This window comes from Actinopolyspora mzabensis (assembly GCF_900101095.1).
GTDB classification, from domain to species: Bacteria; Actinomycetota; Actinomycetes; order Mycobacteriales; family Pseudonocardiaceae; genus Actinopolyspora; species Actinopolyspora mzabensis.
Genome location: NZ_FNFM01000002.1, coordinates 1 through 17,808, shown reverse-complemented (window position 1 = coordinate 17,808; position 17,808 = coordinate 1). Strand labels below are relative to the sequence as shown.

Sequence of the window (17,808 nt, the reverse complement as noted above, 5' to 3'; positions counted from 1 at the left end):
TCGTCGTGACCGAAGCAGGGCACACCCCACCCCTAGACCGGTGCCGCGCCGGAACCTTCCCTTCCCCATCCGACGCGGCACCACCCCGGCCGGGAGCAGGGGCCGCTCCCACCCCGCCCCGGCCGGGGATCTCGCACCACACCCAATCCGTCGAACCGAAGCGGACCCACCACCATGCCCGACCCTGCCCGACCACCACGATCCTGCTGCGCGAATGCACCGGTATCGGGCTGGCCGTAGCGGCTTTCGCCTACAGCGGCTGGATCACCGTCGTCCTGAACCTGTCCCTCGTCTCGACGATCACCCACCCCGACGAACCAAGCATCGAACTCCACGCGTTCTTCGGCGCACTGGCCTGCCTGCTGTGGTGGACAGGCGTGGGCGGGGTGCGCTTGGCCGGGTGGCGTCCGACATGGCCCATCCTCGTCGGTCTGCTCCTCACCGGCCTTCACACGATCGAACTCACTGTCGTGGCGGTGGTGGCTCACCACCTCGGCTGACACCGAGCATCGTCACGAATACCACTGCGAACCGGCTCTCGCGTCCCGGACGCTCGCTGTCGTGCCACCCGCGAGCGCGTTCCCGCCGAGAGCACCGATCGCGGCCGCAGCCACCCCGAGCCCCCGAAGGACCACGATGCGACCGCTACCGGCCGACGCGACGCTCGCCGAACTCCAGCGCTACGTCACCGAGATGGAAACCGAACGCGGTTTCGCCGACAGCACCGTGCTGGAGCAGTCCCTCAAACTCGGCGAGGAGTACGGCGAGCTGTGCAAGGCCGTCCGCGAGCGCTCCGGCCTCGCGATCGACCCCGGCTCGGCCACGGGCAGCGTCGGCGGTGAACTCGCCGACGTCCTGATCTACCTCTGCGCCATCGCCAACCGCTTCGACATCGACCTCGACGAAGCCCTGCGCGACAAGGAACGCCGCAACGAGGCACGAACCTGGCTCCCGACCACACCAGAACCAGCCGGCACCGAGCACCCCGTCGATTTCTCGTGAGATTCACGGGCGGCAGCGACGACCTCTTCCGCCCCAGAACCGACGAGGAACGACAACTGAACGACGACAGCTGTCCCGTACCGCACCCCGACTCGGGTTTCATCGCTCCGTCTTAAGCGGCGGTATCGGGTGGTTGGTGTGCAGCAGAGCGTCCGGGTCGTAGCGGGCCTTCAACTCCGCGAGTCGCCGGTAAGTGGCCGGGTCGAACGCGGTGCGTACCCGTTCCGGTTCGAGGGAGCCGTAGCTGAAGTTGAGCGAGTGCCCGAGCGCCCGTTCCTCGAAGGGGGTCAGGATCTCGTCGTGCGGCTTCCGGGCCTCTTCCTCATCCGAACCGGGTTCGAGCGGCGACAGCACCCCCAGCGAGAACCCGGCAGCACGGTGTCCGACCGAGTCGGGAACCTCCGGCTCCCGGGCCAGCGCGCCGCCGAGATGTCGGATCCCGGTCACGCACATCACCGGTGCCTCCGGGCCGGTGCGTTCGACCAGATCGGCCAGTTCCCGGTCGCCGAGCTCGTCGAGCAGCAGGTTCCTGCCCCGGTAGCCGTGCGGCTGGTCGGGCTCGTCGAACACCGCGCCGGACTCGGAGTACGGCAGTTCGCGCAACGTGTCACCCAGCGGTTCCCCGAGACCGCGCAACGGCTCGACCAGTCGTTCGCCGTCCTCGGCGGACCCGAGATAGCTGAACTGTAGTTGTGCCACGTGCCGCCCGCGCAGCGACTCCGGCACTCCCGGAACGTCGGGGTAGGGCAGCATCGTCACCGCCGAGGTCATCTCCTCCGGCACGGTGCCGGTCCAGTCCCGCCAGGCGCGTGGTGCCTCGGGCACCCGTGCGAGGTCGAAGAACAGCCCACCGCCGTAGATCCGCTCCACCGGCAGCAGCCCGATTTCCATACCGGTGACCACTCCGAAGTCGCCACCGCCGCCACGGAGCGCCCGGAACAGCTCCGGCTCATCGGAAGCCGTCACCCGGCGGTGCGCCCCGTCCGGGGTTATCACGTCGAGGCGGTTCACGTGGTCGGCGGCGAAGCCGTGGCGGCGGGCGAGCAGCCCCACCCCGCCACCGAGGGTGTAGGAGATCGCGCCCACCCCGGGAAAACTGCCCGAGAGCGGCGCCAAGCCGTGTGGCGCCGCCGCCTCGATCACTCCTCGCCAGTCGGCGCCCGCCTCGATCCACGCCGTGCGTTCCCCTGGATCGACCCGGACTCCCGACATCCGGTGCGTGTCGAGCAGCACCCCACCGCGCAGCGCGGCGCCGCGCCCGTGGCCGGTGGCCTGCACGGTCAACCGGCTGCCGGAGTGGGCGGCGAACTCGAACGCGGTGCGCACATCACGCTCGTCGGCGGCCTCGACCACCACATCGGGGCGGTGCGGATCGAGGAGCTGGAAGCCGGTGGTGGAACGGTCGTAACCGCTGCCTTCCGGTGTGATCACCCGCCCCAGGAGGTGGCGGCGCAGTGCGTCAACGGTCGGTTTCGGGTTCGTCGTGTCGGTCATGTCGGCACGCTACGAACCGTTGCGGACAACCGGTGTCCGCGAGCGACGGCAGACTGGAAGACGTGGAACCGGAACAGGTGCGCGCTGACCCACCGACACGCGTGCTGCGATTGCTCGCACTGCTGCAGAGCAGGCGGGAGTGGTCCGGTGCCGAGCTCGCCGAGCGGCTCGGGGTCACCGGCCGGACCGTGCGTCGCGACATCGACCGGCTGCGCGCCCTCGACTACCCGGTGGTCGGCACGACCGGCACCGCCGGTGGTTACCGACTCGCTCCCGGCGAGTCGTTCCCACCGCTGGTGCTGACCGACGACGAGGCCGTCGCCGTCGCGGTGGGACTCGTGCGGGCGAGTGGCAGCGCCGTTTCCGGTATCTCGGAGAGCTCGATGCGCGCGCTGGCCAAACTCGAACGGATGCTGCCCGCCAGGTTGCGCCCCCGGCTGGCGGCGCTGGCCGAAACGAGTACCGCTGTCGAACGCGGCGAGCAGCCTCCGGTGGATGTGAGCGTGATGGCGGTGCTGGCCGGTTGCGCCCGGGACCGGGAGATCGTCTCCTTCGACTACCGGGATCGCCACGACACGCCGAGCGGTAGACGCGTCGAGCCCTACAGCCTGGTCACCGTGCACGGGCTCTGGTACCTGCTCGCCTACGACCCCGACCGCGCCGACTGGCGCACCTTCCGGGTGGATCGCATCGAGCGGCCCACCCGCACGTACCGTTCCAGTCCCCGGCGTCGGCTACCAGCGCAGGACGCGGCGAGCTATCTGAAGAGCTCGTTCGCGACCGCCTCCTACCGCTACACCGCGCGGATGGTCGTGCGGCTGCCCGCCGATACCGTGCGCGCCGGGGTGTTCGGGCCGATACCCGGAGAGATCCGGGAGGACGGCGCGGAGCGGTGCGTGGTGCGGCTCAGCGCCGAGTCGCCGGAACTGGTCACGCAGTACGTCGCGGTGGTCGCGGGGCTGGACGGTGAGTTCACACTGGACACCTGCGCGGAGATCGCGAGTCGGCTGCGCAGGCTGGGGAACCGGTTCGCGGATTAGTCGTCCAGGTCCCGAAGCAGCTGCTCGGCGGCAGGAGCATCCCCCGCGTCAGTTTTCGTTCTGAGGAGACGCGAGGTACAGCACGGCGGGGAAGACGGCGATCGTCAGGAGCAGCGAGGAGAGAAGCAGGCTCGTTCCGACTACCCGGCCGGTCTCCGGAACGAGAAGGACCGGAACTGCCGGGTAGAGCAGGGCGGTGACGATGTAGAGCAGCTCCTCCATCGAAGGAATCGCCAGTGAGTCGTTCGACCTCCGCAGCAGACGACGTGGCCAGGTGGTGTAGGCCTCCCGCAGCGACGGGATCTTCACGCGCTCGTGCTTACGCCACCGCAGGAAGCAGAAGGTCCACACGCAGGCGAGCAGGAGTAGCGCGAGCGCCGCTGTCGCGCTGTCCCGCGAGCTCCGGAGCGCGAGGGTGGCAAGGGACAGGAGTAGCCCGGCGTAGGTGAGCACGAGTAGCCGTTTCGCCCTGGGATCCGCCCTCGGCGCTTCAGTTGTAGAGTCGGATTCTGCGGTCTCCGACGAGTCCTTGGCTTGTAGTCCTTTCCGCTGCCAGCCGATCGCGGCAAGGAAGAACAGCAAGTTCAGGCAGAGCCCGCAGAATACCCCGACGGGTAGGGCGATGATCCAGAACAGGTTTCCCTTGTGGATCTGGTCGATGAGCACGAACGTCAGGTACGCGGTCACCGCGAGCGAACCGAGGCAGTACATGGCGGCGCTTATCCGGAACTTCCGGGTGAAGTTTCCCAACGGCATGTCGGCTCCTGCAGGGTTCGTTGACGTCTCGGGTTGTTGCGATGGGTGGTCGTGGTCCGCGTGCCCCGATCATCCGTAGCGGGAGAGGCGCTCGTTGGTATCGCTGCCTCGAAGATGCGGTCGGCGCGGAACAGCTCGACCAGGGATACGAGGAGCAGAACGCTCGACACGGCCGCCAGAGCCCATTCCACCGGTGCCGGAAGCAGTGAGTCTCGGGGTGAGGTCGCGGCGAGAATCAGTGTCAAAGTGGTCAGCGTGAGCGTTGCCGAGAAAGCGATGTGCAGACCGGTCGGTGTCCGCTGCATTCCGGTCCCTCCCGTTGGGTCGGAGTGTTCGTGTGCGAGTTCCGAAACCGGTTCCGCGAGGGAACGGTGTACCCGTCGGTCACTACTACGACGTGGAAAAGGTCAGACACGAGTACGTCCGTGATCGTAGCGTTGTGGCCGCTGTGGTGGAACAGGTTGCTTCGTAGCGATTCGTCGGCTCATCTCCGGGATGGTTCGAAACCGAATGAGAGAATGACTACGGCAGCTGAACCGCTGCCCGGTAGTCGATAGCGGGAGATGGCGCCAGCATTGTTCCGACCGCACCGGTGGCCATGCCGATGAGATCACTTTGGCTGTTCACTGCTTTTCGTGCAAGGTTGGTTGTTCGTGCGTCGCTGCTCCTCGGAACTCTGCAACGAGAGACCGGTGCTTTTTCGGCCTGGCACGTTCGGGAAGAGGCGCTCCTTCCCGATGGCGGTGAGGAAAATGGGGCCGATCGGTCCGCTGTACAGGCCGATTCCCGTGGCGGGGATCGGTACCATCCACCATGGTCCGCTCTCCAGGCATACAGTGAACATCGTGTACGCCGCCAGTGTGCCTACGAACAAAACCGAGAGGCTGAATATGTAGGGTGCTTTCACGTTCCTTCGAGGGGAGCTGCTGTTTCCGCCGCTTCCTCTCTTGAATCTGATCGAAACCGCGAACAGTGCTCCGAGCAGAAGGAGTCCCAGTGTGAACAAAACGTAAGAAACGAGTGTGCTGCGGTTGGGCCAGGCGAAAGTCAGCACTGCCGAGTTGCAGAAAAGTACGCTGATCAGCATGGAGTTCTTGATAAGTTTCTCGGATGATGAAGTATGGTTTCTTAGGGGCATGACAATCTTTTCGCGGAATCAACGGAACTATGATCTTGGTCGGTGACGACGAAGTCGGATGTAATTTGCCTACCAGGGGTTTCCGAATTTGGGAGACGCTGAGTCCGGTGGGGTCGGTGTTGTTGGTGGGGTTGCATTTCGCGTAGGCGTAGCGGTTGTTTTCCTGTCTGCTGGGTCGGGTTGGGTGAAGCGTTGGGGGGTGGTGTCGTAAATGTCGGGTTGTGTCGACATTTTGAGTTCACCGAGTCGAACTTTTGGAAAGATGGTTGGGAGGGCTGGTGTTCTCCCAACCACCAAGGATTCAGCTTTCCAGTGGGGTCACGAAGTGCGGTCTACTTCTTCTTGTACCAGCCGATCGCGCCGAGAAAGAATAGAGTGCTCAGCAGTAGCGTGCACAGTATTCCCAACGAGGAAATAATGATGAGGTATACACTGCTGTTGTTTATACCCATTTGTATTCCTCTGGCCATGAGAGCTGCAGGTATTATCATTGACGCTAGGTACAGTGCTGATTTTTTGCGCCACTCGGTGCTGAGTTTGCCGCGTCCTGGCATCTGTTTTCCTTGTTGGGTGTGTTCTAGGTTTCAAGGGAACGTTATTCCTCCCGTGTTGCGGGCGGTGATTATTCCGCTGAAGCATCCGAGTGCTGTTACTGTCACCACTGCTGCGGTTGCGCCGGTTCCGACTGTCGATAGCGCGAGCAGCATGGCTGCTGTGCTGTATCCCTTGTACGCGTTGTAGGCACCTGATGCGCAGCTGATGACGTCTGAGGTGATCGTTCCCGCGGTGGAGGCTGCGCTGAGCCCGGTGGGGTCGGTGTTGTAGGTGCAATGGCGAATTTTGTGGTGTACTGATGTTCTTTGTGGAAGGCCTTCGCGGAAAGTGTCGGAGCGGGGATGGCTCGTGCCGCTCCGACACTTCGGAGGTCCTTTGATTAATCCGGATTGCTAACTATTTCTTTCTGTGCCAGCCGATCGCCGCCAGAAATGCCAGTACTGCGAATCCTAGCCCAAGAATCAATCCGATCAAGGCTGCTATTGTGCCGAAAATGTTGTTTTTGTTCAGCTGGTCGTTCAGTATGAAGGCAAACACGATGGTGGCTCCCGTGAACATTAATGTGTAAAGGGCTGCGGTTTTCCGCAAGGGGGTGGGAAGTTTTCGGGGTTCGGGCATCTTTGGTATTCACTCGAATCTGGGGATGCGCTTCAAGGGACTGTGACGCCGCTGTATACTGACGTGAATCCTCCACTGAGACAACCAAACGCAGCTATTCCCACTGTGGCAACAGTCGCGCCGGTTCCCGCTGTCGACAGTGCGAGCAACGTGGCTGCTGTGCCGAATTGTTGGTAGGCGGCGATGGCTCCGGTGACACAGCCCAGTGCTGCCGAAGCGATGGTGCTCGCGGTGGAGGCTGCGCTGAGTCCGGTGGGGTCGGTGTTGTTGGTGGGGTTGCATTTCGCGTAGGCGTAGCGGTTGTTTTCCTGTCTGCTGGGGTCGGGTTGGGTGAAGCGCTTTGTGGTGGTGTCGTAGGTGCGGTGGCCGAGGAGGTAGTCGCCGGTGTCGAGTTGGTAGGCACCGGTGTAGCGGAACGGGTTCTGCTTCGCGGCTTGTCCGGTGGCGGTGGTTTCGCCGTAGGTGTCGTAGTCGTAGCTACCGGTGATGGTGCCGTCGTTGCCGAGCAGGGCGAGGATGGTGCCGCGTTGGTCGGTGATCGCGTTTTGTCGCGTGCCGTCCGGCCCGACTTCGGTGATCAGCGTGCCGTTGGGGTCGCGGTGGTAGCCGGTGCGCTGCCCGTTGTCGGTGATGCTGGTGATACCGAGAGCGGTGTGGGTGAAGGTGTGGGTGACGGTCCGGCCGTCGGTGGTTTCGGTGATGCTACGGGGCTGGGTCTGGTTGACCGTGTCGTAGCTGGTGTTGTCGATGCTGCCGGTGGGCAGTTGTGCGCTGGTGAGTTGGTCGGTGGGGCTGTAGTTGCGGCTGGATCCGGGGTAGGTGCTGCTGGTGAGGTTGCCTGCGTCGTCGTAGCTGTAGCTGGTGTCGCCTTGTTGGGTGAGTTGGTCGGCGGCGTTGCTGCTGTAGTCGGTGCCGCTGGGGTCGCTGGTGATGTTGGAGGCGGTGTCGTAGCTGTAGGAGCCGTTGCCGGAGCCGCTGGAGGTGATGCGGTTCAGCGGGTCGTAGGTGTAGGTGTCGCCGTGCCCGTCGATGGTGCGTGACTGCAGCAGGGTGCTGTCGCTGCCTCGGGGGGTGGTGTAGGAGTAGTCGGCGGTGAACAGCTCGTCGCCCGCGGTATTGCTGACGGTGATGCCGGTTTGGCGTCCGGCGGCGTCGTAGCTGCTGGTCCGGGTGCCGGCACCGGGGAAGGTGGTTCTGGTGCGGCGGTCGGCGGCGTCGTAGCCGAACTCGGTGGTCTGACCCGCGGGGTCGGTCATCGACACCGTCCGGTTGGCGGCGTCGTAGCCGTAGGTGGTGGTGCCGTTCGGGTCGACGAGTTCTGTGAGGTTGCCCGTCGGGTCGTAGTCGTAGCGCACGGTTTCCTTGTCACCGCCGGCGTCGCGTTCCGCCCAGATGATCTGGCCTGCTCGGCGGTAGCGGTACTCGGTGCTTGCTGTGGCGGTTTCACGGTTGGCCAGGTTGCCCACCCCGTCGTAGCTCATGGTTTGCAGCACGGTGCCGTCATGGCTGATGGCCACGATGCGGTCGAGTTTGTCGTAGGAGTACTCGATCGTGGTGCCGTTGCCGTCGGTGACGCTGGTGACCCGTGACAGCGCGTCGTAGGTGTAGCTGGTCTCGCCCAGTGGCCCAGGCGGTGTGATGGTAATGAGGTTGCCGGCGTCGTCGTAGGCGTATCCGGTGGTGGCGCCGTTGCCGTTGGTGTCGGTGGCGACGGTGCCGTCGGGGTTGTAGGTGTAGGACCGCAGCGTGGTGTCGAGCTGCTGCGAGCGCACCTCGGTGAGGTTGCCCGCCTGGTCGTAGGAGCGGGTGGTGGTGTTGCCCTGGGCGTCGGTGACCGTGGTCGGCAGGTGCGGGTGCGCCGAGCTCGTGTAGCCCACACTGGTATTAGCGCCGGTGGGAAGTTTGGTCCCGATCAAATTGTTGAGCCGGTCGTACTCGGCTGTGGTGGAGTTGTCCAGCCCGTCGGTGGTGGTGGCCACGTCACTGCTGGCCGTCCATGTGGACGACTGCTGATGTCCGAGTGGATCCACAGCGGTGATCCGACGCCCCTGTTGATCATAGGTGTAGACCGACTCGTGACCGTTTGGGTCAGTCACCGTGGTCTCGTGATCACCGTAGGCGAACCGGGTGATGGCACGGGTGGAGCCGTTAGGGGCACGAACCTGGGTGAGTTGGTCGGCGGCGTTGTACCGGAACTGGTATTGGCTGTAGTCCGGCAGGGTCAGCCGCAAGAGGTTGCCCGCCTCGGTGTAGTTGAACAGATACCGATTACCACCACGCTCAGTGAACGTAGTCATCTGCCCGGCATCGTTGTAGGTGTATGTCCCGGCGGTGGTGCCAGTGGGATCGGTGATCCTGGTGATCCGGCCCGCCCCATCGTGCTCGAAATTGGTGACCCGGTCTTGCGAGTCGGTGATCGAGGACAGGTTCCCGTTATCGGTGTAGTGGTAAGTAGTGGTGTTGCCGTTGCGGCTGGTTCTACTGTTGAGCCAGCCTTCGGCTGAGAACGCCCACACCTCTCCAGAGCCGTTCCAGCTCAATTCGTAACTACCATCGGCCAGCTGGTCGAGTTCGGCGTCTACTCCAGGGGCGGGGGTGTAACCGCCCGAACCGTCGGCGGTGAAGGTCGCGCAGTAACCGGACGCACCGTGCAGCACCACGTCGGATCCGTCGAAGGTCAGCCCGATGTCGCCACCCGCGTTGATGCTGCGCCCTTGCCCATAGGAGCCTGCACCGGGAAGTTGACTGTTGTAGACGTGGTTCAGCGAGAGGTTCTGCCCCGTACCCCGGATCGTGAGGTCGCGGGAGGTGGCGACCAGATTGCCGTTGAACGTGTTGACCGCGAGCTCGACCCGATCCGAGATCTGGAATCGCTCCAGCGGGTACTGCGGCAGAATGCCGGTGGCCTGCCCCGGCTCGCAGGTCACCGCCTCGGCCGCGGTCTCTACAGCCGCACGGGAGGGAGCCTGCCGGGCGGCGTTACCCGGCGGATCCCATGACTCTGCCGGTGCCGGACCACCGTTCGGAGTGCGATCCACCTTCTCTGATGGGGTCCAGACCGAGTCCGGAAGGGACAACCCCGTAGTACCGGTCTGCTCGGTGGACACGTTGGCTGTGTCGGTGGCGTGTGCGGCCACGGGCACAGTCATGACTAGCGCGGAAATCGCCAGTGGCGCGACACGGCGCAGCAGTCCGCGTCGCGGTAAGGAATGTGAGGACATACCTCGGACAGCTCTCCCAGTATCGGTCCCGCTCGGCCTGACACCACTCGTGCCCGGGACACGGAGAGAAGTCTTAGGGCACCGATCATCCCTCAAGCCAGAACCTACAAATATTTGTAACTGGATGGTTACAAGGTGTAACCCATTTGGTTTAGGTCAAATGTGATCTGCACAATAATGGGTTTTTAGGATCCACGCCGGACTTAATGTCCGCCGTCGGCGGCGTGGTACTCGGCCCCACACCGCCGCTGTCCACTGCGGAACCTGGGGGTTCCGTTGCCTTCGCTACGGAAGGATGCCCGATGGGCCAGGCCCACATCCGCCACGGACACCGCGCAGTGGTGTCCACACTGGTCGTCGCATTAGCCGTCTTGGTTGGGCTCGCCGTGTCGAGTCCGGCACCCGCCTTCGCGGCGACGTCGGTAGAGTCCGCTCCTTCCCCGGTGACGGCCGGGGTGATGCCCACGCCGCAGACCAACGGCACGATCTTCACGGTGGAGATCGTGGGTGATACCGCCTATGCGGGCGGCATGTTCACCACAGCCCGCCCGGCCGGGGTGGCTCCCGGTGGTGCCGGTGAGGTCGCCCGGCATAACCTGCTGGCCTTCGACCTCGACACCGGCGACCTGCTGCCGTGGTCGCCCGAGGTCAGCAACAGCCACACCGTCACCACCGCCCCGGGATCTTTCTGCCGCGAACTGTCACCGCTGGAATGGACCTGTGACACGGTGTTCCAGTTGGAGTCCTCCCCGGACGGTTCCCGGCTCTACGCGGCCGGGGACTTCGACCGGGTCGACGGGCAGTGGCGCTCCCGGCTGGCGCGGTTCGACACCGCCACCGGCGAGCTCGACCCCGACTTCGCCCCCGCGCCACCGGCCGGGTACGCGGGCTGTCGGTCACCAGCGAGACCGTCTACTTCGGCGGCGCGTTCGACGCCGTCGACGGCACCACGCGGCAACGGCTGGCGGCGGTGAGCACCACCGACGGCAACCTCACCCCGTGGAACCCGACCGCCGACAACGAGGTCTTCACCGTCCAGGCCGCACCACAGCAGCAGCGCGTGCTGCTGGGCGGGGCCTTCGACACCGTCAACGGGCAGCCCCACCGCGCCATGATGGCCGTCGACGCCACCAGCGGTGACAACGTCTCCTGGCAGGCCACCGTGCCCGGCGGCAGCGAGGTCGTCTCCGACATCGCCACCGACGACACCGGCACCGCCTATTTCAGCGCCTACGACGATAGCGGCAATCAGATGCGCTTCGAGGGCCGCGCGGCCATCGACATCGCCACCGGCACGGCCGACTGGTGGGACGGCTGCTACGGCGACACCCAAGGAGTCGCTGTCGCCGACGGAGTGCTCTACAGCGCCTCGCACACCCACGACTGCCAAGCCCTCGGCGCGGCCACCGACGGCAACTACTACCGATTGCTGGCGGAAACCACCCAAGCTACCTCGACCGCGGTGACCAGCTCCAACAACGTGCAGCAGGGCGATCCCGTCCCCGAGGTACTGCCCTGGTTGCCCAACACCGACCAGGGGCCAGCTGACTCCGCGTGGCAGCACGGTCCCTGGGCGATCGACGCCACCAGTGACCACGTCCTGGTCGGCGGCGAGTTCACCACCGTCAACGGCGACGATCAGCAGAGCTTGGCCCTGTTCGGCGCGCGTGACGTCTCCGGCGCGGTGAACAACGGCCCGCAGCAAGCCCCACTGACCTCACCGGAGTTGTCCCGCGACGGTGACGGCAACGTGGTCATCACCTGGCACACCACCTGGTCGGCCCAGACCAACCGCATCCGCTACGAGATCAACCGGCAGGGCAGCGCCGAACCGATCCACACCGTCACCAAAGCCACCCGCCCCTGGCACACCCCACTGCTGAACCACACCGACAGCGCGCACACCGCGGGTACCTACCGCATCCGCGCCACCGATACCGACGGCAACGCCATCGGATCCCCCAGCACCACCATCACCGGCCGACAGTGACCACCCTCACTCGCCGGTAGTTCATCGCCGTGGACGGTCTCGGATAGGGTGAAACCGGTTGAGCAGTCAGCCGGCACGGCATCCGGACAGGATGCCGCGTTCCTAGCCGTTCACGGCACCCGGCTGCTCTCTCCGAAGATTCGTGCTCGACTCGGTCCCGCGTGGTCCTGTCCAACTTCGGAAAGGACACGACCACGTTGGGCAGACCCGGCAGCGACGCCACATCGAATCCGCAGGCACCGTACGTGTCCGGGCGGTTCACCAGCGCCGGAAACGGCCCGGTGCCGCCCCCGGTGATCCACTACTGGGACTGGCAGCTGCGTGCGGCGTGCCGTGGGGTTGACCCGAACATCTTCTTCGCCCCTGACGGCGAGACCCGCAATGATCGGGAGCGGCGGCAGCGGGTCGCCAAGTCGATCTGCCAGGACTGCCCGGTGCGCCAGCTTTGTCTGAACCACGCGCACGCCGTCGGCGAGACCTACGGAGTATGGGGCGGATACACCGAACTCGAGCGCAGTCCGCGCAACCGCCGCGGCGGTTCTCCCTGAGAGAGAACGGGCGTTTTCCACCAGCTCGAACGGTAACCACGATCGCGCGGAGAACCGGCTCGCCGCCGGAGGACTCGATGAGCTCGCGGAATTCGAGGAGGTCGCTTTCACCGCGTCGGATCGGCTGCCGCGATCCGACGCGACCCGATCCGAGCCTCCCCGGCGACGAAGCGGACCGAACCGCGGCCCGCTACGACCGAACCTCATCGAGCTCGCTTTTCGGCAGGTACGACACGCCTCGGTCACGGCAGTATGCCGACTCCGGCGTAGGCGTTGCTGCGTGCGGCGTACTTCTCGGACACCGGTTGGTCGGGGCGCCACTGCGCGCTGGGGACTACGCCGGGGTCGAGTAGTTCGTATCCCGCGAACATCTCCAGGACCTCCGCGTGGTCGCGGGTTCGCAGGGTGGGTGTGGTGGTGGTTTCGAAGACCTCCTGTGCTCCGTCGATCTCTTCCTCCGAGATGTCGAGCATCGCGGAGTTCGAGATCGCGAGCGTGCTGCCCGGTACGCAGGCATCCCGGTACCGTGCCATCCCTTTCCGCTCATGACTGCCCCGAGTTCTCGGGGATGGGCCCGAGAGGAAATTCTGTGATCGCCGCTGTAGACATGATGGGTTGGTCCTGTTAGAGTCGTTGCCAGCAGACGGAGAGCACTGAAGCGCCATCACCGATGAATCGGCGCCGTGAGTGATGAGAAGTGCAGTTGCAGGCTCCCGGTGGGCCCGTTGGTCCTCACCCGGGTTGTGAAGGTAAGTCCGTGATCCGCACGCGTATGAGAAGGGGGTCGTCGAGTCAGTTGTTTTCCGGCCGCCCCCATTTTCCCGTGTTGGTGGGTGGAGGCACGGCCTGAGCAGTGAGTAAGTATCCCTCCGCGGCCCCCGGCGCACCGTTGGTGTGCCGGGGGCCTTGTCGAGGGAACGGGGAGCGGTAGTGGATCAAAATCGGCCCGGAGCCGAGGAGAAGTTCGACGACGAGGACTATCCCGCCTACACCATGGGGCGGGCCGCGGAGATGCTGGAGGTTACCCAGCCGTTCCTGCGGTCCTTGGAGGAGGCTGGGTTGATCGCCCCGCAGCGCTCCGGCGGGGGACATCGCCGCTACTCCCGCCGCCAGCTGCGGCGGGCCACCCGCGCCCGCGAGCTCGTCGACCAGGGCACCCCGGTGACGGCGGCCTGCCGGATCATCAGCCTCGAGGACCAGCTCGCCGAGTACACCGATCGGCCGGAGTCGGGCGCGCAGGGTTAGGTCGCCCCCCCCGTCGGCGCGGGTCGTGGGTGGGGTGTGTAGGGTCTTTGGTGGTCGTTGAGTTTCTGGGTTCGTGTTGTGTGCATGCTCGCAGGATGTTGATGCGGGCGAGCTTCTTTCTTTGGTTGTAGCTGGAGCGAGTCGCCGTCTGAGATCCCCGGCCCGGGCCTCCGCACGGTGTGGTGGCTCGTCATACCCCCAGCTCCCGAAGGAGACGGACATGACTAACGGAACAGTGAAGTGGTTCAACTCGGAAAAGGGCTTCGGCTTCATCGCCCCGAACGAGGGCGGCCAGGACGTGTTCGTGCACTACTCGGCGATTGATGCCTCCGGCTTCCGTACTCTCGAAGAGGACCAGCAGGTCACCTACGACGTCAGCCAGGGCCCCAAGGGGCTGCAGGCCGACCTCGTGCGGGCGGTCTGAGTACCGCTTTTCTTCTTTCCAGTGGCTCCCTGCCCGGGATGGGTAGGGAGCCACTGGTGTTTCCGGCCCGGACGGGCGGACACATCAAGCCCGTTCGGTCACACCCTCGCGGAGCGCCCGCATCGAGCGCCCCCACCTCTTCTCACGCGCCGGAGTGACTCGACGAGCCCGAGTCCCAGGAGAGTCGCTCCTGCGGCCACCAGACCCCAGATCGCCGGGTGCGGCAGCAGGGAACCTCTCCCGGACAAGGCGTTCAGCAGCAGTGAGAGAACCGCGAGCGATCCCGATACCGAACCGAGCACGAGGATCCAGGAAGGCGCACGGGGCATGTCGGTTCCTTCTGCTCCGCATCGCCGATCATTCGGGTCCGGTTCCGGTGCTCACCGCAGTATGCCGACTCCGGCGTAGGCGTTGCTGCGTGCGGCGTACTTCTCGGAGACGGGTTGGTCGGGGCGCCACTGCGCGCTGGGGACTACGCCGGGGTCGAGTAGTTCGTATCCCGCGAACATCTCCAGGACCTCCGCGTGGTCGCGGGTTCGCAGGGTGGGTGTGGTGGTGGTTTCGAAGACCTCCTGTGCTCCGTCGATCTCTTCCTCCGAGATGTCGAGCATCGCGGAGTTCGAGATCGCGAGCGCGCTGCCCGGCACGCAGGCATCCCGGTACCGCGCCATCAGCGCCGCCGGGTCATCGAGGTCGAGGATGTCCAGGATCGCCACGGCGAGGACCGCGATCGGACGATCGAAGTCCAGCAGTTCGGTCACGCCGGGAGCGTTCAGCACGGCCTCCGGGTCGGTGATGTCGGCCTGGGTCATGCTGGAGAGCGGATCGTCGGCCAGCAGCTGCCGGGCGTGGGTGGCCGCGATGGTCTCGATGTCGACGTAGGCCACCCGTGCGGCCGGGTTCACCTGCTGGGCGATCTCGTGCACGTTCCCCTTGGTGGGAATGCCGGAGCCCAGATCGAGGAACTGGTCGATCCCAGCCTCGGCGCAGACGCGGACGGCGCGGCCCAGGAAGGCCCGGTTGATGTGGGTCCACTCCACGTTGCCCGGAAACGCCCGCAGCAGTTGTTCGGCCGCCTCGCGATCGGCGACGAAGTTCGCCGAGCCGCCCAGGAAGTAGTCGTACATGCGGGCGATGTTCGGGGTGTGCGCGTCGAGCCCACCCGCTTCCGAGTTCGCATCCGCACCAGTCTCGTCGTGTTCGCGCATCGGAAACAGCCTGCCACGCCGCGAAGCAGTTCGGCTATTCGGATGTGGAGTTTTCCGCACTCGTCGGGTTTCCCCGCACGATCACCCTCCCGATGAGGGCGGAGAGGCGGTGCAGCGCCCATTCCAGCGGCCCGCGTCCCAGGAACCGGCGCCAGAGCGCGGCGCTCAGCAGCGCGCCGGTAACCAGCAGCAGCCACAACGTGTAGGAGTGTTCGCCGATGAGGTGCGCGAGTCCCCCTGGACCGAACGCCCGCAGCACGAGCAGGTGCCCCGCGTAGCAGGTCAGTGCCAGCGCGCCCACCGCGGCGAGCGGGAACAGCACGGTGCGCGGCCGCTCCACGAACAGGCACAGCCCGATCACGGCGAGAGCGACACCGGTGGCGCCGATGATCTCGAAGGGAGTTCCGCTGTGCGCCCCGGCCGTGAGCAGGTAGGCCGGATCCTCCGTGGGAACCGTTCCCAGGTTCGAGGCCAGCAGTTCCTCGACCACTCGCGGCGGGAACTTCCCCCGGTAAAGTCCTACGAGCCGCTCGAACCCGCCGAAGGCGTACAGGGCCAGCCAGGAGACACCGTAGCCGAGCAGGGCCAACCCGATTCCGATCGCCACCAGCGGTCCCCTGTGCCCGCGCGGCCCGAGACGGCCCAGCGCCATACCCGCCAGCAGGAACGGAATCCAGGTCAACACGGGATAAGCACCGGTGAGCACGATGGCCCGGAAAGCTTCCGCCACCCCTCCGAGCGAGGTGAAGTCGGCGAGGTCGGGCGTGTAGCCGAGCCGGTTCGGGGTGGGGATGTCGCTCCGGATCAGGAACGACACCAGCGGAGTCACCACGGCGAGGACCGCTGCCAGCACCGCCAGCCAGGTGGCCCGCAGCGGCAACAGCGGGATCGCGAGCACGAACAGCACACCGTAGAAGGTCAGAATGACCATGGCGGGCACCTGCATGCTGGTCAGCACCAGGCCGAGCACGAACAGCACCACGGCACGCACCGCGATCCGCACGGCCGAGAGGGTTCTCCGCCGCCCGGTGTGCGGTTCGGTGCCGCCGCTGAGCAGCGCGATCGACACACCCGCCAGCACGGCGAACAGCGCCGCGGAGCGTCCGGACACCAGCGTGTACAGCCAGCCGCCGGACGGCACGGTGTGCGCGGCGAACATCCCCAGCACGGCCAGTCCGCGAGCCATATCGATGCCCACCAGGCGCCCGGTTCGTGCGGCGGGGGAGCGAGCGGTGGGTGGTGGCCCTGCCCCGGAGGAAGTGCTTGATTCGGTCACGTCTCGATGATGCCGGTCCGCCCGTCACCGCCGGCTCGGCCGAACGATCATGTTCGCCCACCATTCTCCGGCGGCCGCCGGTCCGCCCACGACCTCGGATCTCGCGGGGGCGAGGACCGAGGTCGTGCGGCGGCTCCCGCGCGGCGGGCGTCGATTTCTCGCGAGATCGCCGGGACTTCGTTGCGGGAGGTTCCGTCGAGTGAGCCTCCCGCCGCCCCGGCCGGAACACTTCGATCAGGAGACGCTGACGACGGGTTCGCCCGACTCCTCGCTGCTCTCCGAGAGCCGCATGGCTTCCTCGATGAGGGTTTCCACGATCTGGTTCTCCGGCACGGTCTTGATCACCTCGCCCTTGACGAAGATCTGCCCCTTGCCGTTGCCCGAGGCCACCCCGAGGTCGGCCTCGCGGGCCTCACCGGGACCGTTGACCACGCAGCCCATCACGGCCACGCGGAGGGGAACCTCCATGCCCTCCAAACCGGCGGTGACCTCGTCGGCGAGTTTGTAGACGTCGACCTGCGCCCGGCCGCAGGACGGGCAGGAGACGATCTCCAGCTTGCGCGGCCGCAGGTTCAGCGACTCCAGAATCTGGGTGCCGACCTTGACCTCCTCGACCGGCGGGGCGGACAGCGACACGCGGATCGTGTCGCCGATGCCCTGCCGCAGCAGCGAACCGAAGGCCACGGCCGACTTGACCGTGCCCTGCATCGCCGGACCGGCCTCGGTCACACCGAGGTGCAGCGGGTAGTCGCACTGCTCGGCCAGCAGTTCGTAGGCCCGCACCATCACCACGGGATCGTTGTGCTTGACCGAGATCTTGACGTCGTGGAAGTCGTGCTCGGCGAACAGCGAGGCCTCCCACAACGCCGACTCGACGAGCGCCTCCGGTGTGGCCTTGCCGTACTTCTCCAGCAGACGCTTGTCCAGCGAGCCCGCGTTGACGCCGATGCGGATCGGCGTGCCGTGGTCCTTGGCCGCCTTGGAGATCTCCTTGACCTGATCGTCGAACTTGCGGATGTTGCCCGGATTGACCCGCACGGCGGCGCAGCCCGCCTCGATGGCCGCGAAGACGTACTTCGGCTGGAAGTGGATGTCGGCGATCACCGGGATCTTCGACTTCTGGGCGATCGCGGGCAGCGCCGCCGCGTCGTCGGCGGTCGGGCACGCCACACGCACGATGTCACAGCCCGAGGCGGTCAACTCGGCGATCTGCTGCAGCGTGCCGTTGATGTCGGTGGTGTTCGTCGTGGTCATCGACTGCACCGAGACCGGGTGATCACTACCGACACCGAC

Annotated in this window: 15 protein-coding genes; 8 read left to right on the top strand and 7 right to left on the bottom strand. The window is 65.8% G+C overall.

The features are described 5' to 3' along the window. The first annotated feature begins 5 nt into the window (after positions 1 to 5). Both BLR41_RS23315 and BLR41_RS02595 read left to right on the top strand, forming a co-directional pair. Positions 6 to 500, top strand: coding sequence for a hypothetical protein (locus tag BLR41_RS23315; RefSeq protein ID WP_245693767.1), 495 nt, complete (start codon positions 6 to 8; stop codon positions 498 to 500). 136 nt (positions 501 to 636) lie between these two features. Beyond that, positions 637 to 1,002 (top strand): MazG nucleotide pyrophosphohydrolase domain-containing protein, encoded by a 366-nt coding sequence (locus BLR41_RS02595; protein ID WP_092626126.1) that lies wholly within the window; start codon positions 637 to 639, stop codon positions 1,000 to 1,002. Between the two features lie 99 nt (positions 1,003 to 1,101). On the opposite strand, the gene BLR41_RS02590 is transcribed toward BLR41_RS02595, so the two are convergent. After that, a complete protein-coding gene (locus tag BLR41_RS02590) occupies positions 1,102 to 2,496 on the bottom strand; it encodes an FAD-binding oxidoreductase (RefSeq protein ID WP_092626124.1) in 1,395 nt (464 codons plus the stop codon). Positions 2,497 to 2,528: 32 nt separating this feature from the next. On the opposite strand from BLR41_RS02590, the gene BLR41_RS02585 reads away from it, so the two are divergent. Beyond that, positions 2,529 to 3,536 carry a helix-turn-helix transcriptional regulator gene (locus BLR41_RS02585; RefSeq protein ID WP_218119879.1) on the top strand — a complete coding sequence of 336 codons (1,008 nt, stop codon included), beginning with the start codon at positions 2,529 to 2,531 and terminating at the stop codon, positions 3,534 to 3,536. A 48-nt stretch (positions 3,537 to 3,584) separates the two neighbouring features. Here BLR41_RS02585 and BLR41_RS02580 read toward each other — a convergent pair whose 3' ends face one another. Next, positions 3,585 to 4,292, bottom strand: coding sequence for a hypothetical protein (locus BLR41_RS02580; protein ID WP_143012977.1), 708 nt, complete (start codon positions 4,290 to 4,292; stop codon positions 3,585 to 3,587). Between the two features lie 2,343 nt (positions 4,293 to 6,635). Beyond that, entirely contained in the window at positions 6,636 to 9,752 is a 3,117-nt protein-coding gene (locus tag BLR41_RS23610; RefSeq protein ID WP_143012976.1) for an RHS repeat domain-containing protein, read from the bottom strand. A gap of 458 nt (positions 9,753 to 10,210) precedes the next feature. Between BLR41_RS23610 and BLR41_RS23010 the strand changes: the two genes are divergently transcribed. The 3 genes from BLR41_RS23010 (at position 10,211) to BLR41_RS02555 (ending at position 12,362) form a co-directional block, all read left to right on the top strand. Next, complete coding sequence (locus BLR41_RS23010) at positions 10,211 to 10,798, top strand: delta-60 repeat domain-containing protein (RefSeq protein ID WP_218119878.1); 588 nt, start codon at positions 10,211 to 10,213, stop codon at positions 10,796 to 10,798. After that, positions 10,795 to 11,814, top strand: coding sequence for a hypothetical protein (locus BLR41_RS23005; protein WP_218119877.1), 1,020 nt, complete (start codon positions 10,795 to 10,797; stop codon positions 11,812 to 11,814). The genes BLR41_RS23010 and BLR41_RS23005 overlap by 4 nt, the downstream gene beginning before the upstream one ends. A gap of 161 nt (positions 11,815 to 11,975) precedes the next feature. Beyond that, positions 11,976 to 12,362: a WhiB family transcriptional regulator gene (locus BLR41_RS02555; RefSeq protein ID WP_281240923.1), complete on the top strand. Its 387-nt coding sequence runs from the start codon at positions 11,976 to 11,978 to the stop codon at positions 12,360 to 12,362. A 242-nt stretch (positions 12,363 to 12,604) separates the two neighbouring features. Here BLR41_RS02555 and BLR41_RS22680 read toward each other — a convergent pair whose 3' ends face one another. Next, entirely contained in the window at positions 12,605 to 12,895 is a 291-nt protein-coding gene (locus BLR41_RS22680) for an SAM-dependent methyltransferase (protein WP_176797786.1), read from the bottom strand. A 397-nt stretch (positions 12,896 to 13,292) separates the two neighbouring features. On the opposite strand from BLR41_RS22680, the gene BLR41_RS02550 reads away from it, so the two are divergent. Together BLR41_RS02550 and BLR41_RS02545 are read left to right on the top strand one after the other, a co-directional pair. Next, entirely contained in the window at positions 13,293 to 13,607 is a 315-nt protein-coding gene (locus BLR41_RS02550) for a MerR family transcriptional regulator (RefSeq protein ID WP_245693765.1), read from the top strand. A gap of 220 nt (positions 13,608 to 13,827) precedes the next feature. After that, positions 13,828 to 14,031 (top strand): cold-shock protein, encoded by a 204-nt coding sequence (locus tag BLR41_RS02545; RefSeq protein WP_092626113.1) that lies wholly within the window; start codon positions 13,828 to 13,830, stop codon positions 14,029 to 14,031. Positions 14,032 to 14,411: 380 nt separating this feature from the next. Here the strand turns inward: BLR41_RS02545 and BLR41_RS02540 are convergent, their stop codons facing one another. The 3 genes from BLR41_RS02540 to ispG all read right to left on the bottom strand — a co-directional run. Then, positions 14,412 to 15,239, bottom strand: a complete 828-nt coding sequence (locus BLR41_RS02540; RefSeq protein ID WP_092626109.1) for an SAM-dependent methyltransferase — start codon at positions 15,237 to 15,239, stop codon at positions 14,412 to 14,414. A gap of 34 nt (positions 15,240 to 15,273) precedes the next feature. After that, positions 15,274 to 16,515 (bottom strand): DUF418 domain-containing protein, encoded by a 1,242-nt coding sequence (locus BLR41_RS02535; protein WP_092626106.1) that lies wholly within the window; start codon positions 16,513 to 16,515, stop codon positions 15,274 to 15,276. A 234-nt stretch (positions 16,516 to 16,749) separates the two neighbouring features. Continuing rightward, positions 16,750 to 17,808, bottom strand: a 1,059-nt coding sequence (gene ispG, locus BLR41_RS02530) for a flavodoxin-dependent (E)-4-hydroxy-3-methylbut-2-enyl-diphosphate synthase (RefSeq protein ID WP_143012975.1), incomplete at its 5' end; no start/stop codon positions are given.

Coding starts and splice junctions, on each gene's coding strand:
- BLR41_RS23610 (WP_143012976.1), bottom strand. CDS start 9,752: ATGACTGTGCCCGTGGCCGCACACGCCACCGACACAGCCAACGTGTCC.
- BLR41_RS02590 (WP_092626124.1), bottom strand. CDS start 2,496: ATGACCGACACGACGAACCCGAAACCGACCGTTGACGCACTGCGCCGC.
- BLR41_RS02580 (WP_143012977.1), bottom strand. CDS start 4,292: ATGCCGTTGGGAAACTTCACCCGGAAGTTCCGGATAAGCGCCGCCATG.
- BLR41_RS02545 (WP_092626113.1), top strand. CDS start 13,828: ATGACTAACGGAACAGTGAAGTGGTTCAACTCGGAAAAGGGCTTCGGC.
- BLR41_RS22680 (WP_176797786.1), bottom strand. CDS start 12,895: ATGGCACGGTACCGGGATGCCTGCGTACCGGGCAGCACGCTCGCGATC.
- BLR41_RS02540 (WP_092626109.1), bottom strand. CDS start 15,239: ATGCGCGAACACGACGAGACTGGTGCGGATGCGAACTCGGAAGCGGGT.
- BLR41_RS02595 (WP_092626126.1), top strand. CDS start 637: ATGCGACCGCTACCGGCCGACGCGACGCTCGCCGAACTCCAGCGCTAC.